Here is a 14760-nt window from a genome sequence, read left to right as displayed (position 1 = left end):
GGCGGGGCTAGAAAAATGGCCGGCATGAATCACCTCACTGATCAGAGCGTCGAAGACGTCCTCCGCCTTGAACTGGCGGAGGGCGACGCAATGATCGGTACGCTCGGCCCTATTCTGCGGCATTTGCTGGCAAGTGACGGGCTTTCGCTGTTCAGCGATGAAACCGTGGCGCGGGTGCGGGGGATGGGCGCAAGCATCGCCCTGCAACTTCTCCATGCGCAGGCAGACGCGGCGGGTATCGAAAATCCCGAAGATTATGTGGCGGAGCGTATTGAGGAGCTTTGCGACGCATTGTTGGGGCAAAGCGCGCTTGTGAGCCATTTGCACGCTTTGGCAATGGAATGGCAGCTTGCCGATCGCCTTCATATGCGCAGCGGTCTCGATCCGGTGCTTTCACCGCTGTTGCAGGCCCTTATCGGCTCGCCCGATGCTGAAACGGCGAGTTCCGCCATGGCCACACTGGCGGCCCAGGCCCGTTTTGTTCAGGGGTTGAGGCGGATGGAGCTCAATCTGAATGAATTGCCCGGCGAGCTTTTCCATTCCGTTCTGCTCACCATGTGCGCACTGGCGGATGTGGATTCGGAAGAGGCAGTCCGAAAGGCTGACGCGGCCTTCCGGTCCGATTTCGATGAGAGCCGCAGCCGGTTGGGGCTTCTCTCCAGGCTCGTCACCGGCATGGGAGGTGGAGCGATCGCGGCTCTGTCGGTAAGCCACGCGGGTGTGGCCATGTTCCTCACCGCTTTGGCAGTTGGGTCCGGGCAGCAACGGGATCTGGCAGTGCTTTCGACCCATGAACGCCAATTGGCAAGACTGGCGCTCAGTCTTCGCTCGGCGGGACTGAAACCGTCGGCAGTGGACGAGCAACTCCTGTATCTTCACCCGGATGTCACCTTGCCCGAAGGTTTCGACCAGCTCCGTTCCGATCGCGCGGCGGCTCTGCTCGCCGGTTCAACGCCTCTCGCGAGTGACGTCTGATGGCCTTGGCAACCAAATATATCGCGCAGGCGCGCAGCGATGCCGATGACCGGCTCGTTGAGGCCGATGAGCTGCTTGCAGTCATGCAACTGCGCAGCGGGGGCGAACTTCCCGGAGTGATTGCCACGCCAGCCCTGCTGGAACTGGTGCGTAAGGCGCGGCGTTATGGGCTCAAGCTGGCTCAGCCGATACAGGCCCAGTTCGGTCAGGAAGCCGTGACAGCCTGGGTCGAAGTGCTTCCGGACGACGCCGGTTGCATAATCGGCCTGGCCAACTGGCAGTCGGCTCAGATACCGTCCGAAGATCCCGGGATCGCGGAATCGCGCCGCGCCGAGATCGATCGGGATCTGGCAGAGCTGATTGCCCGGCTCGATCCCCAACAGGCGATTCTTTCGGCGGACACTGCCTCGCGCGAATTGCGCGTGCTGGCTGCGGCGATGCGCAAAGGCATCGGGCGGCCATGGACAGATTTCATTGAGGTGGAAGGAAGCCAGCACCATCAGCCCCTGCATTGGCGGTTGCTGGATGGCGCTGCTGTGCGCCTGCCGGGATCGAACCGCCATTGGCGCGCCAGTCTCGTCCCTCTTGGGGGGGCTGAGCCGGGCAGCAATGGCTTTGAACTCTATCTATCCGCGGATCAGCCGCCCACCCAGATGCCGCTCGCCTATACAGCGGAAGCGCCAAGGGCGGTTCCGGGGGCGGCGATTGGCCGGGATGTCGCACCCGTGCTGAGACAGCCCATTGCGCGGATCATCGCCAATGCGGAAACGATCCGCACCCGGCTCGCTGGGCCACTGGCAGAGGAATATAGCAATTACGCAGCAGACATTGCCGCGGCCGGGCAGCATCTGCTTGCCCTGATAGATGACCTGTCCGATCTGGAAGTGGTCGAGGCGGAGGAGTTCACTACCGCGCCCGACCGTATCGATCTGGCCGATGTGACCCGCCGCGCCGTCGGCATATTGGCGGTGCGCGCGCAGGAACAGGGAATTGCAATCGATCCGCCAGCTCTGGCCGAGCGCCTGCCTGCCGTCGGCGAATTCCGGCGAGTGCTGCAGGTTTTGCTCAACCTGATCGGCAATGCCATTCGCTACGCGCCGGAAGGATCGCGGGTTCATGTCGAGCTGGGCAGCGGTGCTGGCGAAGCGAGTGTCACGATCGCGGATGAGGGGCAGGGGTTGTCCCAAGAACAGCAGGCCAAGGTGTTCGACAAGTTCGAACGACTGGGCCGCAGCGGCGATGGCGGTTCGGGCCTGGGCCTCTATATTTCGCGCAAGCTTGCCCGGGCGATGGGCGGCGAACTGAGTGTCAGCAGCATGCCGGGCAAGGGTGCCCGTTTTACTCTGACCTTGCCCCGCGAAGATCGATAAAATGTGAGCCTGCTGCCTGCGCCACCTGTTGGCGGCGCAGGCGCATGATAGGGCTCAGCGCTTGTCGAAGGGGATATAATCCCGCTGCGTCGGGCCGGTGTAGAGCTGACGCGGACGGCCGATCTTCTGGCCGGGGTCGCTGATCATTTCGTTCCACTGCGCCACCCAGCCCACGGTGCGGGCGAGAGCGAACAGGGCGGTGAACATGGTGGTCGGGAAACCGATCGCCGACAGGATGATGCCCGAATAGAAGTCCACATTGGGGAACAGCTTCTTTTCGACGAAGTAATCGTCATGAAGCGCCAGTTCCTCGAGCCGCAGTGCGGTTTCGAACAGGGGATCGTCCACCTTCAGCGCTTCGAAGACTTCGCGGACCGTCTTCTGCATCACAGTCGCACGGGGGTCGTAATTCTTGTAGACGCGGTGGCCGAAGCCCATCAGGCGGAACGGATCGTTCTTGTCCTTCGCGCGCTCGATATAATGCGGGATTTTGTCGGGCGTGCCGATCTCATGCAGCATGTTGAGCGCGGCTTCATTCGCGCCGCCATGGGCCGGGCCCCAGAGGCAGGCAATACCGGCCGCGATGCAGGCGAAGGGATTGGCACCCGACGAGCCGGCGAGACGGACCGTGGAGGTCGATGCGTTCTGCTCGTGGTCGGCATGGAGGATGAAGATCCGGTCCATCGCGCGTTCCACCGCGGGGATCACTTCATATTCCTCGGCCGGCACGCCGAAGGTCATGCGCAGGAAGTTGCCCGTGTAGGACAGCTTGTTGTCCGGATACATGAAGGGCTGGCCCACCGAATATTTATACGCCATCGCCGCAATGGTCGGCATCTTGGCGATCAGGCGGTGCGAGCTGATCCGGCGATGTTCGGGATCGGAAATATCGGTGCTGTCGTGATAGAAGGCGGACAGGGCCCCGACCACGCCGCACATCACCGCCATCGGGTGCGCATCGCGGCGGAAACCGCGATAGAAGGTCGCCAGCTGTTCGTGCAGCATGGTGTGGCGCGTTATGGTGCGGGTGAAGTTGTCATATTCGTCGGCGTTGGGCAGTTCGCCATTCAGCAGCAGATAGGCCACCTCCATGAAGCTGGAATGTTCCGCCAACTGGCCGATGGGATAACCGCGATGGAGCAGGACGCCTTCCTCGCCATCGATATAGGTCAGCGCGCTTTCGCAGGAAGCGGTGGAGGTGAAACCCGGATCGTAAGTGAACAGATGGGACTGGCCATAGAGCTTGCGGATGTCGACTACATCCGGGCCTACGCTGCCCTCCAGGACCGGGAAATCGTAGCTCTTGTCTCCAACGGTCAGCTTCGCGTGCTTGTCAGCCAAGTGTCGTACTCCTCAAAGCTCTGCAGTCTGGTCGCCCGGAATGGCCTGCGCATCGATACGCGCAAGGCTTTCTTCCTTCCCGAGCAGGACCAGTACGTCGAAAATACCTGGCGAGGTGGTTTGCCCCGTCAGCGCCGCGCGCAGCGGCTGTGCGAGTTTGCCGAGGCCCAGCCCCAGCTCTTCCGCCATTGCCTTCAAACTGGCCTCCAGCGGGCCGGATGTCCAGTCATTTTCAGCCGCCAAACGGGCGGAAATCCGCCACAAAAGCAATTGGGCATCGCTGTCCAGCAAGGCTTGCGCCTGGGCCGTCAATTCAAGCGGACGGGACTTGAAAAGGAAGGCGGCGCCATCGGCCAGCTCGTTGATATCGCGCGCGCGGGTTTTCAGCACGGGCATGGCTGCCACCAGCGTGTCGATATCGGCCTTGGGGCCGATGCGCGGGGCTATCAGCGCCGCGAGCCGCGCATTGTCCGCCTCGCGAATGTAGTGCCCGTTAAGGCTGAGCAGCTTCTTCATGTCGAAGCGCGAAGGGCTCTTGCCGACACCGCCGATGTCGAACAGCTCGATCGCTTCTTCCTTGGTGAACTCCTCGCGGTCGCCATGGCCCCAGCCAAGGCGGAGCAGATAGTTCAGCAGTGCTTCGGGCAGAATGCCCAGCTCGTCGCGATAGTCGCTGACGCCCATGGCGCCGTGACGCTTGGAAAGCTTGGCGCCGTCCTGCCCGTGGATCAGCGGGATGTGAGCATAGCGCGGTTCGGGCCAGCCCATCGCCTTGATGATGGTCAGCTGACGGAAGGCATTGTTCAGATGGTCGTCACCGCGAATAATATGGGTAACGCCCATGTCGTGATCGTCCACCACCACGGCAAGCATGTAGGTGGGCGTCCCGTCGGAACGGAGGAGGACGAAATCGTCCAGCTCCGAATTCTTTACCGTCACCTTGCCCTGGACGAGATCCTCGATCACCGTTTCGCCTTCACGCGGGGCCTTGATCCGGACCACGTAATCCTGCCCCTCGGGCCAGGTCGAAGGATCGGCGTCGCGCCATTCGCTCTCGATGCGGAAGGGCTTCTTTTCCTCGCGCGCTTTCTCGCGGCGGGCAGCCAGTTCTTCCTGGGTGAGATAGCAGCGATAGCCCGCGCCGCTGGCGATCAGCTCATGCGCCACTTCGGCGTGGCGCGCCTCGAACTGCGACTGGTAATAGGTGTGGCCATCGAATTCGAGGCCCAGCCAATCCAGCCCGTCAAGAATGACGTCGATCGCTTCCTTGGTGGAACGCACCTTGTCCGTATCTTCGATACGCAGCAGGGTCTTGCCGCCATGATGGCGGGCATAGAGCCACGAGAACAGGCCGGTACGGGCATTGCCGATATGAAGAAAGCCGGTGGGCGACGGCGCAAAACGCGTGACCACCGGGGTGCCGGTTTCAGCCGCATTGCCGCTAACGCTTGCCATGACCCACTTGATCCTTTCCATTGTTCTTATGGCAGACAGCCCACCCGTTTCAGTCCTTCAGGATGACGTGCCACAGGATGCTGCGATGCAGCAGACGCATTGGCGAATGGAACGGCTCTTGTCTAGCGCGCGAGACAGGATCGACGCATTTTTGGACGCTTCCGGATTCGATCGCGGACCATGGGTGGCCGTGGCATTTTCCGCCGGAATCGGGGCCTGGTTCGCGCTTTCCGGGCCGCTCCAATGGCTGGGCACGGCACTGGCGGCGGGTTTTGCCGCCATGGTAGCGCTTCGATGGTGGCCCGAGGAGGGGCGCGGAGCGCACTTGCGGATGGCGGTCGCGGCAGTGGGACTCGCTTTCGCTGCCGGAGTCGCCGTGGTGTGGGCCAAGTCCGCGCTGGTCGGGGCAGAGCCGATAGAGCGGCCCATAGCAGGTATATTCGATGCCCGGGTGCTGGAGCGGATCGAGCAGCCCGCGCAGGGGCGTGTGCGTTTCGTGCTGGCCACCCGGGAGCCGGGAAGTGGCCGGGCGATGAAAGTGCGTGTGAACCTGCCGCTGGAAAAGGATGCCCCCGGACTGGGCGAAGGCGCACGAATCCGGGTCAAGGCCCGGCTGATGCCTCCCGCTCCGCCGATGCTGCCGGGAAGCTATGATTTTGCGCGGGCCGCGTGGTTCAACGGCCTGGCTGCGACCGGTAGCGCGCTTGCGACGCCCGAACTGGTCGAACCGGCAAGGGAACGGCAGGGGCTGGCTTCCTTGCAGCGGTCCCTGGCCGATCATGTCCGTTCCCGCCTGGATGGCTCCGCCGGTACGATTGCTGCCGCGCTGGCCAGTGGAGACCGGGGTGCGATCGCGCCGGAAGATGAGGATGCGATGCGCGATGCGGGCCTTTCGCACCTGCTGTCGATCAGCGGGCTGCATGTCAGCGCGGTGATCGCGGCGGCCTATTTCCTGGCGATCCGGCTTCTGGGCCTGTGGCCCTGGCTGGCCTTGCGGGTGCGCCTGCCGGTTGTCGCGGCGGCACTCGCGGCAGGGGCGGGGATTGGCTACACATTGCTGACCGGGGCGGAAGTGCCGACGGTGCGAAGCTGCGTTGGGGCAGTGCTGGTGCTGCTGGCGCTGGCTTTGGGGCGCGAACCCCTGTCGCTCAGGCTGGTGGCCGTGGCGGCGGCATTCGTGCTGCTGCTGTGGCCCGAATCGCTTGTCGGGCCGAGTTTCCAGATGAGCTTCGCGGCCGTGATCTCGATTGTCGCCCTGCATGGCGCGGCTCCGGTGCGGGCATTTCTGGCGCCGCGTGAGGAAGGCTGGCTTATCCGTGCCGGGCGGCAGGGAGCCATGCTGCTGGCGACCGGGCTGGTCATCGAAATCGCGCTGATGCCGGTGGTGCTGTTCCACTTCCACCGCATGGGCGGATATGGAGCTTTCGCCAATGTGATCGCCATTCCGCTTACCACTTTCATTTCCATGCCCCTGATCGCGCTGGGTCTGCTGCTCGACAGCGTGGGGCTGGGCGGCCCGGCCTGGTGGCTGGCGGGCAAGTCGCTCGACCTGCTGATCTGGCTTGCCCATTTCACGGCGGACCAGCCCGGCGCGGTCAAGCTGATGCCGCAGATGGGGCAAGGCACTTTTGCCCTGTTTGCTGCGGGCAGCCTGTGGCTCGGCCTGTGGCGAGGCCCCATCAGGCTGCTGGGCTTTACGCCGCTGGTTCTGGCCACGATCATGCTGGTCCTCACGCCCGTTCCCGATCTGCTCGTCTCTGGCGACGGCAGGCAGGTGGGCATTTCAGGCGAGGGGGAAAGGCTGCTGGTCTTGCGGGAATCGAAGAGCGGCTTCACACGCGAAACACTGCAGGAAATGGCTGGAATGGAAGGCCAGGTGCTGGCCCTGTCCGAATGGCCTGGCGCACAATGCAGCGCGGATTTCTGCTCGGTCACTCTCAGCCGCGGCGGGCGAGACTGGCATTTGCTGCTGGCCCTGAGCAAACAACGGATCGAGGAGCGCCAACTGGCAGCCGCCTGCGATCTGGCCGACATCGTGGTGGCGGAACGCTCTCTGCCACGATCCTGCCACCCCCGATGGATCAAGGCCGACCGCCGCATGCTGAGCGAAACGGGCGGTCTTGCGATCTATCTCGACAAGCGGGAAATCCACACAGTCGCCGAGGGGCAGGGCGATCATGGCTGGTGGAAAGGGAAGGAAGCCGAGGCGGCACGATTCCGGCCACCTTCAGCCTCCCCATCAATTCACCCCCAGAGTAACCGGCTGAGTGCCGGAACTGAGCGTCAGAACTGAGCCTCAGAACTCAGTGATATTGGCGCAGCAGCCCCGCCAGCTTCCCTTGCACCATCACTTCATGTGGTTCGTAATATTGCGGATCATAGGCGGCATTGGCCGGATCGAGCCGGATCTTGCCCGCTTCGTGACGCAGATATTTGAGAGTCGCTTCCTCATTGCGAACCAGTGCGACCACGATTTCCCCATCGCGGGCCGTGCTGGTACGTTTCACCAGAGCGAAATCGCCATCGAGAATGCCCGCTTCGATCATCGAATCGCCCGAAACCTCAAGCGCATAATGATCGCCGGCGCCGAGCAGGGCGGCCGGAACAGGCAGGGTGCGGTCGCTTTCCAGTGCCTCGATAGGCACGCCTGCTGCAATCTTGCCGTGAAGCGGAATCTCGATCACGTCATTGGCCGCAAAGGCCGGAGCGCGTGGCGGCGTGGTGACGCGGCTTACCGGATCGGCCGCGACATCATTGGCAGGCCGGGCGCCCTTGGCGTTCACATCCTCGGGATTCTTGAGCACTTCCAGCGCGCGTGCCCGATTGGGCAGGCGGCGAATGAAGCCACGTTCTTCCAGCGCGGAAATCAGGCGATGCACGCCAGACTTGGACTTGAGGTCCAGTGCTTCCTTCATTTCCTCGAAACTCGGGGAAATGCCCGATTCCTCCAGACGCGTCTGAATGAACAGCAGAAGCTCATGTTGCTTGGCGGTGAGCATCGAAGCGGCCTCCTCATATGTTCCATTTAGGGAACGAATGCGGAACAACTAGGCAACTTATCCCGTCAAGTCAAGCAACACCGCCATTTTCGATCCAATAGGCCGGAATGACCGAACCTGCCGGAGCAGCAGGGGCATTTGCCGGGCGTTCGATCAGCAGTCCGGCGGAGGCCATGGCCCTCAATGCGCTGGAATCCTGTTCGGATACGGGCATGGCCTTACCGTCTGTCAGCGAAGCGCGCAGGAATTCCATGCGTGAGCCTCCCGCCGGAAGATCCACGCCCAGCGGCAGCGGGATCGGAAGGGGCAGGGGGGTGCGGTCGCCTGCCAATGCGCGCAGCAGTGGCAGCAGGAAGAAATAGCCCGTGACGAAACTGGACACCGGATTGCCGGGCAGGCCCAGCACGATAGTTGCGCCCTTGCGGGCAACCAGCAGCGGCTTGCCGGGCTTCATGGCCACGCGCCAGAAATCGATCTCGGCGCCCCAGGTTTGCAGCGCCGGGCGGATCAGATCGTGATCGCCCACGGAAGCACCGCCGCTGGTGACGATCACATCGGCGCCGCTCGCCTGTTCCAGCGCATGGGCGAGGGTATCGAGATCGTCGGGCACCGGGCCGATGCGGTTTATACTCCCCGCCAGCCCGCGCGCCATGGCGGCCAGCATGGCCCCGTTGCTTGCGGGGATCTGATGTGGCGCGCAATTGGCAGGGTCGGCGGCGAGTTCATCCCCGCTATCGAGAATGGCAAGGCGCGGCAGGCGATGGACCGGCAGGGCAGCATTCCCGCCCGACAGCGCCAGCGCGATCTGCGCCGCGCCGATGCGAGTGCCGGCAGGTAGCAATTCGTCCCCCTGGCGGAAGTCGAACCCTGCCCGGCGGATATGGCGGGCACGGGGCTCGCCCTCGCCATTGAGGCTCAGCACATCGCCATCGCGCGTGGCATTTTCCTGTAACAGCACGGCATCGGCCCCCGCAGGCATCAGCGCGCCGGTGGAAATGCGGATCGCCTCGCCCGGGCCCACCGTTCCGGGAAAGGGATGCCCGGCTGCGCTTTCGCCAATCACGCGCCACGGCCCTTCTTCTCCCAGATGCAGGGCATAGCCATCCATGGCGGAGAGATCGGCGGGAGGCTGAGTGCGATGCGCGGCCAGAGGTTCGCCCAGGCAGCGGCCCAGCGCGGCTTCCACCGGCACGTTCTCGGCAGGTAGCGCGGTGACGGACGCGAGCAGTCGGGCCTGTGCCTCGACAAGCGGAATGGGCGGCTTCATCGGATCATTCTTCCGGAGCGTGCCAGTCGCCGGATTTGCCCCCGCTCTTGGCCAGCAGGCGGACGCCTTCGATTACCATGCCCTTGTCGATGGCCTTGGCCATATCGTAAATTGTCAGGAGTGCGATGGAAGTCGCTGTCATTGCTTCCATTTCTATGCCGGTCTTGCCGGTGAGGCTGGCCGTGGCGGTGGCGCGCACGGCGCCTTCCTCAAACGCAAAGTTGACAGTCACTGCGTCGAGCGACAGCGGATGGCAGAGCGGGATCAGCTCGCCCGTTTTCTTCGCGGCCATGATCCCGGCAATACGCGCGGCGGCGAAGACATCGCCCTTGGGAACATCGCCATCGCGGATCGCGGCGAGTGCCTCGACCGACATGCGGATGCGGCCCGTCGCGACGGCCTTGCGGGCAGTCTCCGCCTTGGCGCCGACATCCACCATGCGGGCCGCGCCCGATTCGTCGATATGAGTGAGCTGGGTCATCTGGCTACGCGCTTTTCCGCCGAAGTTGACAAGGTTGACACAGTACAAAGAGATCGGTTTCGGACCTCTCCGGAAGACGGGAAAGGTGGCCGAAAACCCTGTGCAAGTGTGCGTTCATCCTGTCCCCATGCCAGATTGGGCGGGTGTAGGACAGGGGGCGGTTCAGCCTCCCAGCAGCGCCTTCGTCGCCGCCGTCACATCCGCCTGCCGCATCAGGCTTTCACCCACCAGGAAGCAGCGCACGCCAGCCTCGGCCAGGCGGAGGATATCGGCATGGGAATTGATGCCGCTTTCGCCCACCAGCAAGCTGCCTTCCGGCGCGAGCGGAGCAAGCCTTTCGGTAGTGGCGAGATCGGTGACGAAGCGCTTCAGGTCACGGTTGTTGACCCCGATCAGGCGGGACTTGAGCGCGGCGGCACGTTCCATCTCCGCCTCATTATGGACTTCTACCAGAACATCCATGCCGCGCTCGATGGCGGCAGCCTCGATCTCGGCCATCTGCGCATCGTCCAGCGCGGCGACGATGATCAGGATCGCGTCGGCCCCGATGGCGCGAGCTTCCGCCACTTGCCACGGATCGACCATGAAGTCCTTGCGCAGCACCGGCAGGGCGCAGGCCGCGCGGGCTTCGATCAGGAAATCCTCATGCCCCTGGAAATAGGGGGCGTCGGTCAGCACGGAAAGGCATGCCGCGCCGCCCGCTTCATAGGCACGGGCATGGTCGGCGGGATGAAAATCCGGGCGGATCAGGCCCTTGCTGGGGCTGGCCTTCTTGATCTCCGCGATCAGGCCATAGCCGCCATTGATCTTCGCTTCGAGCGCGCGGCGAAAACCGCGAGGGGCGGATTGCGTAGCAGCGCAAGCGTCAAGATCGGCCAGAGTGGCCAGCGGCTTGCGCGCGGCCACTTCCTCGCGCTTGGTGGCGCAGATTTCGGCGAGTTTATCCATTGTCCCGGCCCTGAATTTTCACTTAAGCGTAGTCTTACTTCACCGCATCGATCCAGCAATCGAGAATGGCCTTGGCCAGGCCCTTGTCGATTGCCTCTGCGGCTTCCTCAACGCCTTCGATCCAGCTCTGCACTTCGCCCGCCACGATCAGCGCGGCGGCTGCGTTGAGCAGCACGGCATCGCGATAGGGGCCATGCTCGCCCATCAGCAGCTTGCGCAATTCGGCGGCGTTGTGAACGGGATCACCGCCCTTGATCGCGCTGAGCGGCGCGGCGGGCAGGCCCGCATCGGCAGGTTCGACCCGCTTCATCAGGATGCGCCCGTCGCGCACTTCGGCGATTTCGCTGCCCCCGGCGAGGCTGAGTTCGTCCAGCCCCTCGTCGCCCGAAATGACCATGGAATGTTCTGTGCCAAGGCGCAGTAGTGCCTCGGCATAGATCGGGACATAGGCCGGGCGGGCGATGCCAACCAACTGGCGCTTCACATTGGCCGGATTGGCCAGCGGGCCCATCAGGTTGAAGATCGTGCGGCGGCCGATTGCCTTGCGGATGGGCATGATGCGGCCCATCGAGGGATGGTGACGCCCGGCGAAGAGGAAGCAGATGCCGATATCGGCCAGCGTTTCTTCTGCCGTGGCCATTGCCCGGTCCAGATCAAGGCCCAGCGCTTCCAGCGTGTCAGCCGCGCCAGCCTTGCTGCTAGCCGCGCGATTGCCGTGTTTGGCGACCGGAACGCCGCAGGCGGCCACGACCAGCGAGACGGCAGTGGAGACATTCAGCGTGTGATGGCCGTCCCCGCCAGTGCCGCAGACGTCGATGGCATTTTCGGGCGCGCGGACCGGGATCAGCCGCGCGCGCATGGCACGAGCCGCACCCGCGATCTCGCTGGCGGTTTCTCCCCGGTCGGACAGGGCGATCAGGAAGTTGGCGATGTCCTCGTCCGGCACCGAGCCATCAAGGATCGCGCCGAAGGCTTCTTCCGCTTCCGCTTCCTCCAGCGGAACGTCGACGACGTGGGGGAGGCCGCTCATGCCAGTGTTGTGGCGTTGATGCCGCAGATCTTGAGGAAATTGGCCAGCAGATCGTGGCCATGTTCCGTGGCGATGCTTTCCGGGTGGAATTGCACGCCATGGATCGGCAGCTCACGGTGGCGGAAGCCCATCACGAATTCATCGTCGGCCGTGGCGTTCACCACCAGATCGTCAGGAATGTCGGTAACGATCAGCGAGTGATAACGCGTGGCGATGAAGGGGCTCGGCAGGCCTTCGAACACGCCGGTATTGTCATGCCGCACGGGCGAGGTCTTGCCGTGCATCAGCCCGCCGCGCACCACCTTGCCGCCAAAATACTGGCCGATGGACTGGTGGCCCAGGCATACGCCCAGCAGCGGCTTCTTCGCCTCGGCACAGGCTGCCACGAGATCGAGGCTGATGCCTGCCTCGTTGGGAGTGCAGGGGCCGGGCGAGAGCAGGAAGCCCTGCGCGCCGGTGGCCAGAGCCTCCGCAGCAGTAAGGGCATCGTTGCGGACGACCTTCACCTCGGCGCCCAGTTCCATCACATAATGGACCAGGTTCCAGGTGAAGCTGTCATAATTGTCGATAACCAGGATCATGGTGCCGCCTTTGCCCGTTTCTCGACCACGATCAAGGGGCCGATGGGATAGGTATTGTCCAGCCGTCTGTTTTCCGGGTCCCAGAGCTGGGAAACCGTCCCGTCAAGGAACAGCGCGTTCCTGACTTTCAGAACGTCCCGGTAGTAACGGGCAAGCTTGCCGAAGCTGATGGGCTGGTCGGAAATCACGAACAGCGCGCGGCCATTATCGTCCACGCCCACGGCGTTGCGGATGCGCAAAGATGCGCCGTCGTCCTGAATGCCGGGATGCAGCTCGCCATCCACCACCAGCATCGGCCCGGATTGCGTGCCGAAATCGGGGCGGTTGGTGACGCTGGAGAAGAAATCTTCCGCGCTGCGCACGTCCCACTTGCCGCCCGCGCCATAGAAGACACCATTGGGCAGCATGTGGAAATTACCGGGCCCGGCCTTGCGGCTCAGCGCCTGCAACCGTTCGCCATTTTCGACGTAATAGCCGATGGGCTTGCCATCATCGTCGAACATGCCGGCATTGAAGGCGAAAACCACCGGCGGTGCCTCGGGCGAGCGGTTGGCCGCAAAAGCCGCGAGACTGCGCCAGGGCGGCCCGCCGCCGGTCTCGGTAGCGGGGGCGAGCGCCGTGCGGATGGAATGCAGTTCAGGGTCGGCCACGCACAGGGTCAGCGGAACATTCTCGAAGCGCGTCTCATGGCAGCCTGCCGTCAGATCGAGCGCAGGATCTCCGCCCGGCAGAGACGCCCCGCAGGAGGAAAGCGCGAGCGCCGCCCCTGCGAGAAAAGGGGCAACCAGCGCCCGCATTACTGCCCGAAGTCCGGCTCGCTCGCCACCCGCGCGGCTTCGCGGGCCGCCGCGATCAGCGCGCCTGCCTTGTGCCGGCATTCCGCCTGTTCATATTCGGGATTGCTGTCCGCCACGATGCCCGCGCCGGCCTGCACATGCATCACGCCATCCTTCACAACGGCGGTGCGCAGTACGATGCAGCTGTCGATGGAGCCATCGGGCCCGAAATAGCCGACGCCGCCCGCATAGGGACCGCGTGATTCGGGTTCCAGCTCGGCAATGATCTCGCAGGCGCGGATCTTGGGCGCGCCTGAAACGGTGCCCGCCGGGAAGCCAGCGAACAGGGCGTCCAGCGCGTCATGATCGGGCGAGAGCTTGCCCACCACATTGCTGACGATGTGCATGACATGGCTGTAGCGTTCGATAGTGAAGCTGGCCGTCACCTTGACGCTGCCCTTGCTGGCGACGCGGCCCACATCGTTGCGGCCGAGGTCGAGCAGCATCAGATGCTCTGCCCGTTCCTTGGCATCGGCCAGCAGGCTTTCCTCATTCGCCCGGTCTTCCTCATCCGTCTTGCCGCGCGGGCGGGTGCCGGCGATCGGGCGGATAGTCACTTCTCCATGGCGCACACGCACCAGGATTTCCGGGCTCGATCCGACCACGGCGAAGCCGGGCAGGTCGAGGAAATAGAGGAAGGGCGAGGGGTTCACCCGGCGCAGCGCGCGGTAAAGCGCCAGCGGGGGCAGGGGGAAGGGGCAGGTGAAACGCTGCGCCAGCACCACCTGGAAGATGTCGCCCGCTTCGATATAGTCCTTCGCGCGCGCGACCATGCTTTCATAGAGCCCTTCCGGCATCACCGGGGTCAGCTCCATGTCAGGCAGCGTCGCGTCTTTCACCTGACCGGGAATTGCCCCTGCAAGGCGGCGCAGCACGCTGTCGATCTTCTCTCCCGCAAGCTCGATCGCGCGGTCAGGATTCTCGGCCGACCAGATGGGGGAGATGCAGAACAGCTCGTCACTCAGCCGGTCGAACACCAGCGTCACCGTGGGGCGGGCGATCAGGATGTCGGGAACGGCCAGCTCGCTCTGCGGCGCGCGCGGCAGATCTTCCACCAGCCCGATCGTCTCATAGGCAAAATAGCCTACGAGGCATGCGAGAGCCTGAGGCAGCTCCTTCGGCATGTCGATCTGGCAGGAGGCGGCCAGAGCGCGCAACTCGGCAAAGCTCTCGCCGGGTAGGGGCTCGAAAGCCTCCCGGTCATGCTGCCAGCGGCGATTGACTTCACAGGCTGCTCCGGTGGCCCGGAACATCAGGTCCGGATCGAGGCCTAGCAGGCTGTAGCGCCCGCGCGTCTCGCCACCTTCGACCGATTCCAGCAGGAAATCGCCGCGGCCGGGCACGATCAGCTTCAGCGCCGCGCCGACCGGGGTTTCCGTATCGGCAACGAGCTTGCGCCACACCAGCGCGGGCCGCCCTTCAGCAAGGGCAGCGCGGGCCGCAGCGGCATTCTCAGGCAGGGCTCCGGAAAGCATCA

General features: G+C 64.0%; 13 protein-coding genes. 3 read left to right on the top strand and 10 right to left on the bottom strand.

What is annotated here, in order from left to right; all coding sequences use genetic code 11:
- The first annotated feature begins 15 nt into the window (after window positions 1-15).
- Both H0274_RS04825 and H0274_RS04820 read left to right on the top strand, forming a co-directional pair.
- Complete coding sequence (locus H0274_RS04825; protein WP_226793466.1) at window positions 16-975, top strand: hypothetical protein; 960 nt, start codon at window positions 16-18, stop codon at window positions 973-975.
- Complete coding sequence (locus H0274_RS04820) at window positions 975-2345, top strand: sensor histidine kinase (RefSeq protein WP_226793463.1); 1371 nt, start codon at window positions 975-977, stop codon at window positions 2343-2345. The genes H0274_RS04825 and H0274_RS04820 overlap by 1 nt, the downstream gene beginning before the upstream one ends.
- Window positions 2346-2399: 54 nt before the next feature.
- On the opposite strand, the gene H0274_RS04815 is transcribed toward H0274_RS04820, so the two are convergent.
- Together H0274_RS04815 and gltX are read right to left on the bottom strand one after the other, a co-directional pair.
- Window positions 2400-3686 carry a citrate synthase gene (locus tag H0274_RS04815; protein ID WP_226793460.1) on the bottom strand — a complete coding sequence of 429 codons (1287 nt, stop codon included), beginning with the start codon at window positions 3684-3686 and terminating at the stop codon, window positions 2400-2402.
- Between the two features lie 12 nt (window positions 3687-3698).
- On the bottom strand, window positions 3699-5141 hold the full coding sequence (gene gltX, locus H0274_RS04810; protein WP_226793456.1) for a glutamate--tRNA ligase: 1443 nt from the start codon (window positions 5139-5141) through the stop codon (window positions 3699-3701).
- 28 nt (window positions 5142-5169) lie between these two features.
- On the opposite strand from gltX, the gene H0274_RS04805 reads away from it, so the two are divergent.
- Window positions 5170-7434, top strand: a complete 2265-nt coding sequence (locus tag H0274_RS04805; RefSeq protein WP_413463461.1) for a ComEC/Rec2 family competence protein — start codon at window positions 5170-5172, stop codon at window positions 7432-7434.
- Window positions 7435-7444: 10 nt separating this feature from the next.
- On the opposite strand, the gene lexA is transcribed toward H0274_RS04805, so the two are convergent.
- The 8 genes from lexA to trpE form a co-directional block, all read right to left on the bottom strand.
- On the bottom strand, window positions 7445-8140 hold the full coding sequence (gene lexA, locus H0274_RS04800) for a transcriptional repressor LexA (RefSeq protein ID WP_226793453.1): 696 nt from the start codon (window positions 8138-8140) through the stop codon (window positions 7445-7447).
- Between the two features lie 70 nt (window positions 8141-8210).
- The gene (locus H0274_RS04795) at window positions 8211-9407 is read right to left on the bottom strand and encodes a molybdopterin molybdotransferase MoeA (protein WP_226793449.1); all 1197 of its coding nucleotides are present in this window, start codon (window positions 9405-9407) and stop codon (window positions 8211-8213) included.
- Window positions 9408-9411: 4 nt separating this feature from the next.
- Window positions 9412-9888: a cyclic pyranopterin monophosphate synthase MoaC gene (moaC, locus tag H0274_RS04790; RefSeq protein WP_226793446.1), complete on the bottom strand. Its 477-nt coding sequence runs from the start codon at window positions 9886-9888 to the stop codon at window positions 9412-9414.
- A gap of 162 nt (window positions 9889-10050) precedes the next feature.
- Window positions 10051-10836, bottom strand: coding sequence for an indole-3-glycerol phosphate synthase TrpC (gene trpC, locus H0274_RS04785; RefSeq protein WP_226793443.1), 786 nt, complete (start codon window positions 10834-10836; stop codon window positions 10051-10053).
- Between the two features lie 34 nt (window positions 10837-10870).
- A complete protein-coding gene (trpD, locus tag H0274_RS04780) occupies window positions 10871-11866 on the bottom strand; it encodes an anthranilate phosphoribosyltransferase (RefSeq protein ID WP_226793440.1) in 996 nt (331 codons plus the stop codon).
- Entirely contained in the window at window positions 11863-12447 is a 585-nt protein-coding gene (locus H0274_RS04775; protein WP_226793437.1) for an anthranilate synthase component II, read from the bottom strand. Before H0274_RS04775 ends, trpD begins: the two co-directional genes overlap by 4 nt.
- The gene (locus H0274_RS04770; protein WP_226793434.1) at window positions 12444-13244 is read right to left on the bottom strand and encodes a phosphodiester glycosidase family protein; all 801 of its coding nucleotides are present in this window, start codon (window positions 13242-13244) and stop codon (window positions 12444-12446) included. The genes H0274_RS04775 and H0274_RS04770 overlap by 4 nt, the downstream gene beginning before the upstream one ends.
- Entirely contained in the window at window positions 13244-14758 is a 1515-nt protein-coding gene (gene trpE / locus H0274_RS04765; protein ID WP_226793430.1) for an anthranilate synthase component I, read from the bottom strand. Before trpE ends, H0274_RS04770 begins: the two co-directional genes overlap by 1 nt.
- Window positions 14759-14760 lie beyond the last annotated feature (2 nt).

Origin of the sequence: Fulverythrobacter ferritrahens (assembly GCF_020539485.1) — a bacterium.
GTDB lineage: Bacteria > Pseudomonadota > Alphaproteobacteria > Sphingomonadales > Sphingomonadaceae > Andeanibacterium > Andeanibacterium ferritrahens.
Note: the sequence above shows the minus strand (reverse complement) of the source record. Positions and strands in the feature narration are given on the sequence as shown.

Bases quoted from the DNA above. Each gene is read 5' to 3' on its own strand.
- H0274_RS04775 (WP_226793437.1), bottom strand. From the start codon at position 12,447: ATGATCCTGGTTATCGACAATTATGACAGCTTCACCTGGAACCTGGTC.
- moaC (WP_226793446.1), bottom strand. From the start codon at position 9,888: ATGACCCAGCTCACTCATATCGACGAATCGGGCGCGGCCCGCATGGTG.
- trpD (WP_226793440.1), bottom strand. From the start codon at position 11,866: ATGAGCGGCCTCCCCCACGTCGTCGACGTTCCGCTGGAGGAAGCGGAA.
- trpE (WP_226793430.1), bottom strand. From the start codon at position 14,758: ATGCTTTCCGGAGCCCTGCCTGAGAATGCCGCTGCGGCCCGCGCTGCC.
- lexA (WP_226793453.1), bottom strand. From the start codon at position 8,140: ATGCTCACCGCCAAGCAACATGAGCTTCTGCTGTTCATTCAGACGCGT.
- H0274_RS04820 (WP_226793463.1), top strand. From the start codon at position 975: ATGGCCTTGGCAACCAAATATATCGCGCAGGCGCGCAGCGATGCCGAT.
- H0274_RS04825 (WP_226793466.1), top strand. From the start codon at position 16: ATGGCCGGCATGAATCACCTCACTGATCAGAGCGTCGAAGACGTCCTC.
- trpC (WP_226793443.1), bottom strand. From the start codon at position 10,836: ATGGATAAACTCGCCGAAATCTGCGCCACCAAGCGCGAGGAAGTGGCC.
- gltX (WP_226793456.1), bottom strand. From the start codon at position 5,141: ATGGCAAGCGTTAGCGGCAATGCGGCTGAAACCGGCACCCCGGTGGTC.
- H0274_RS04795 (WP_226793449.1), bottom strand. From the start codon at position 9,407: ATGAAGCCGCCCATTCCGCTTGTCGAGGCACAGGCCCGACTGCTCGCG.
- H0274_RS04770 (WP_226793434.1), bottom strand. From the start codon at position 13,244: ATGCGGGCGCTGGTTGCCCCTTTTCTCGCAGGGGCGGCGCTCGCGCTT.
- H0274_RS04805 (WP_413463461.1), top strand. From the start codon at position 5,170: ATGGCAGACAGCCCACCCGTTTCAGTCCTTCAGGATGACGTGCCACAG.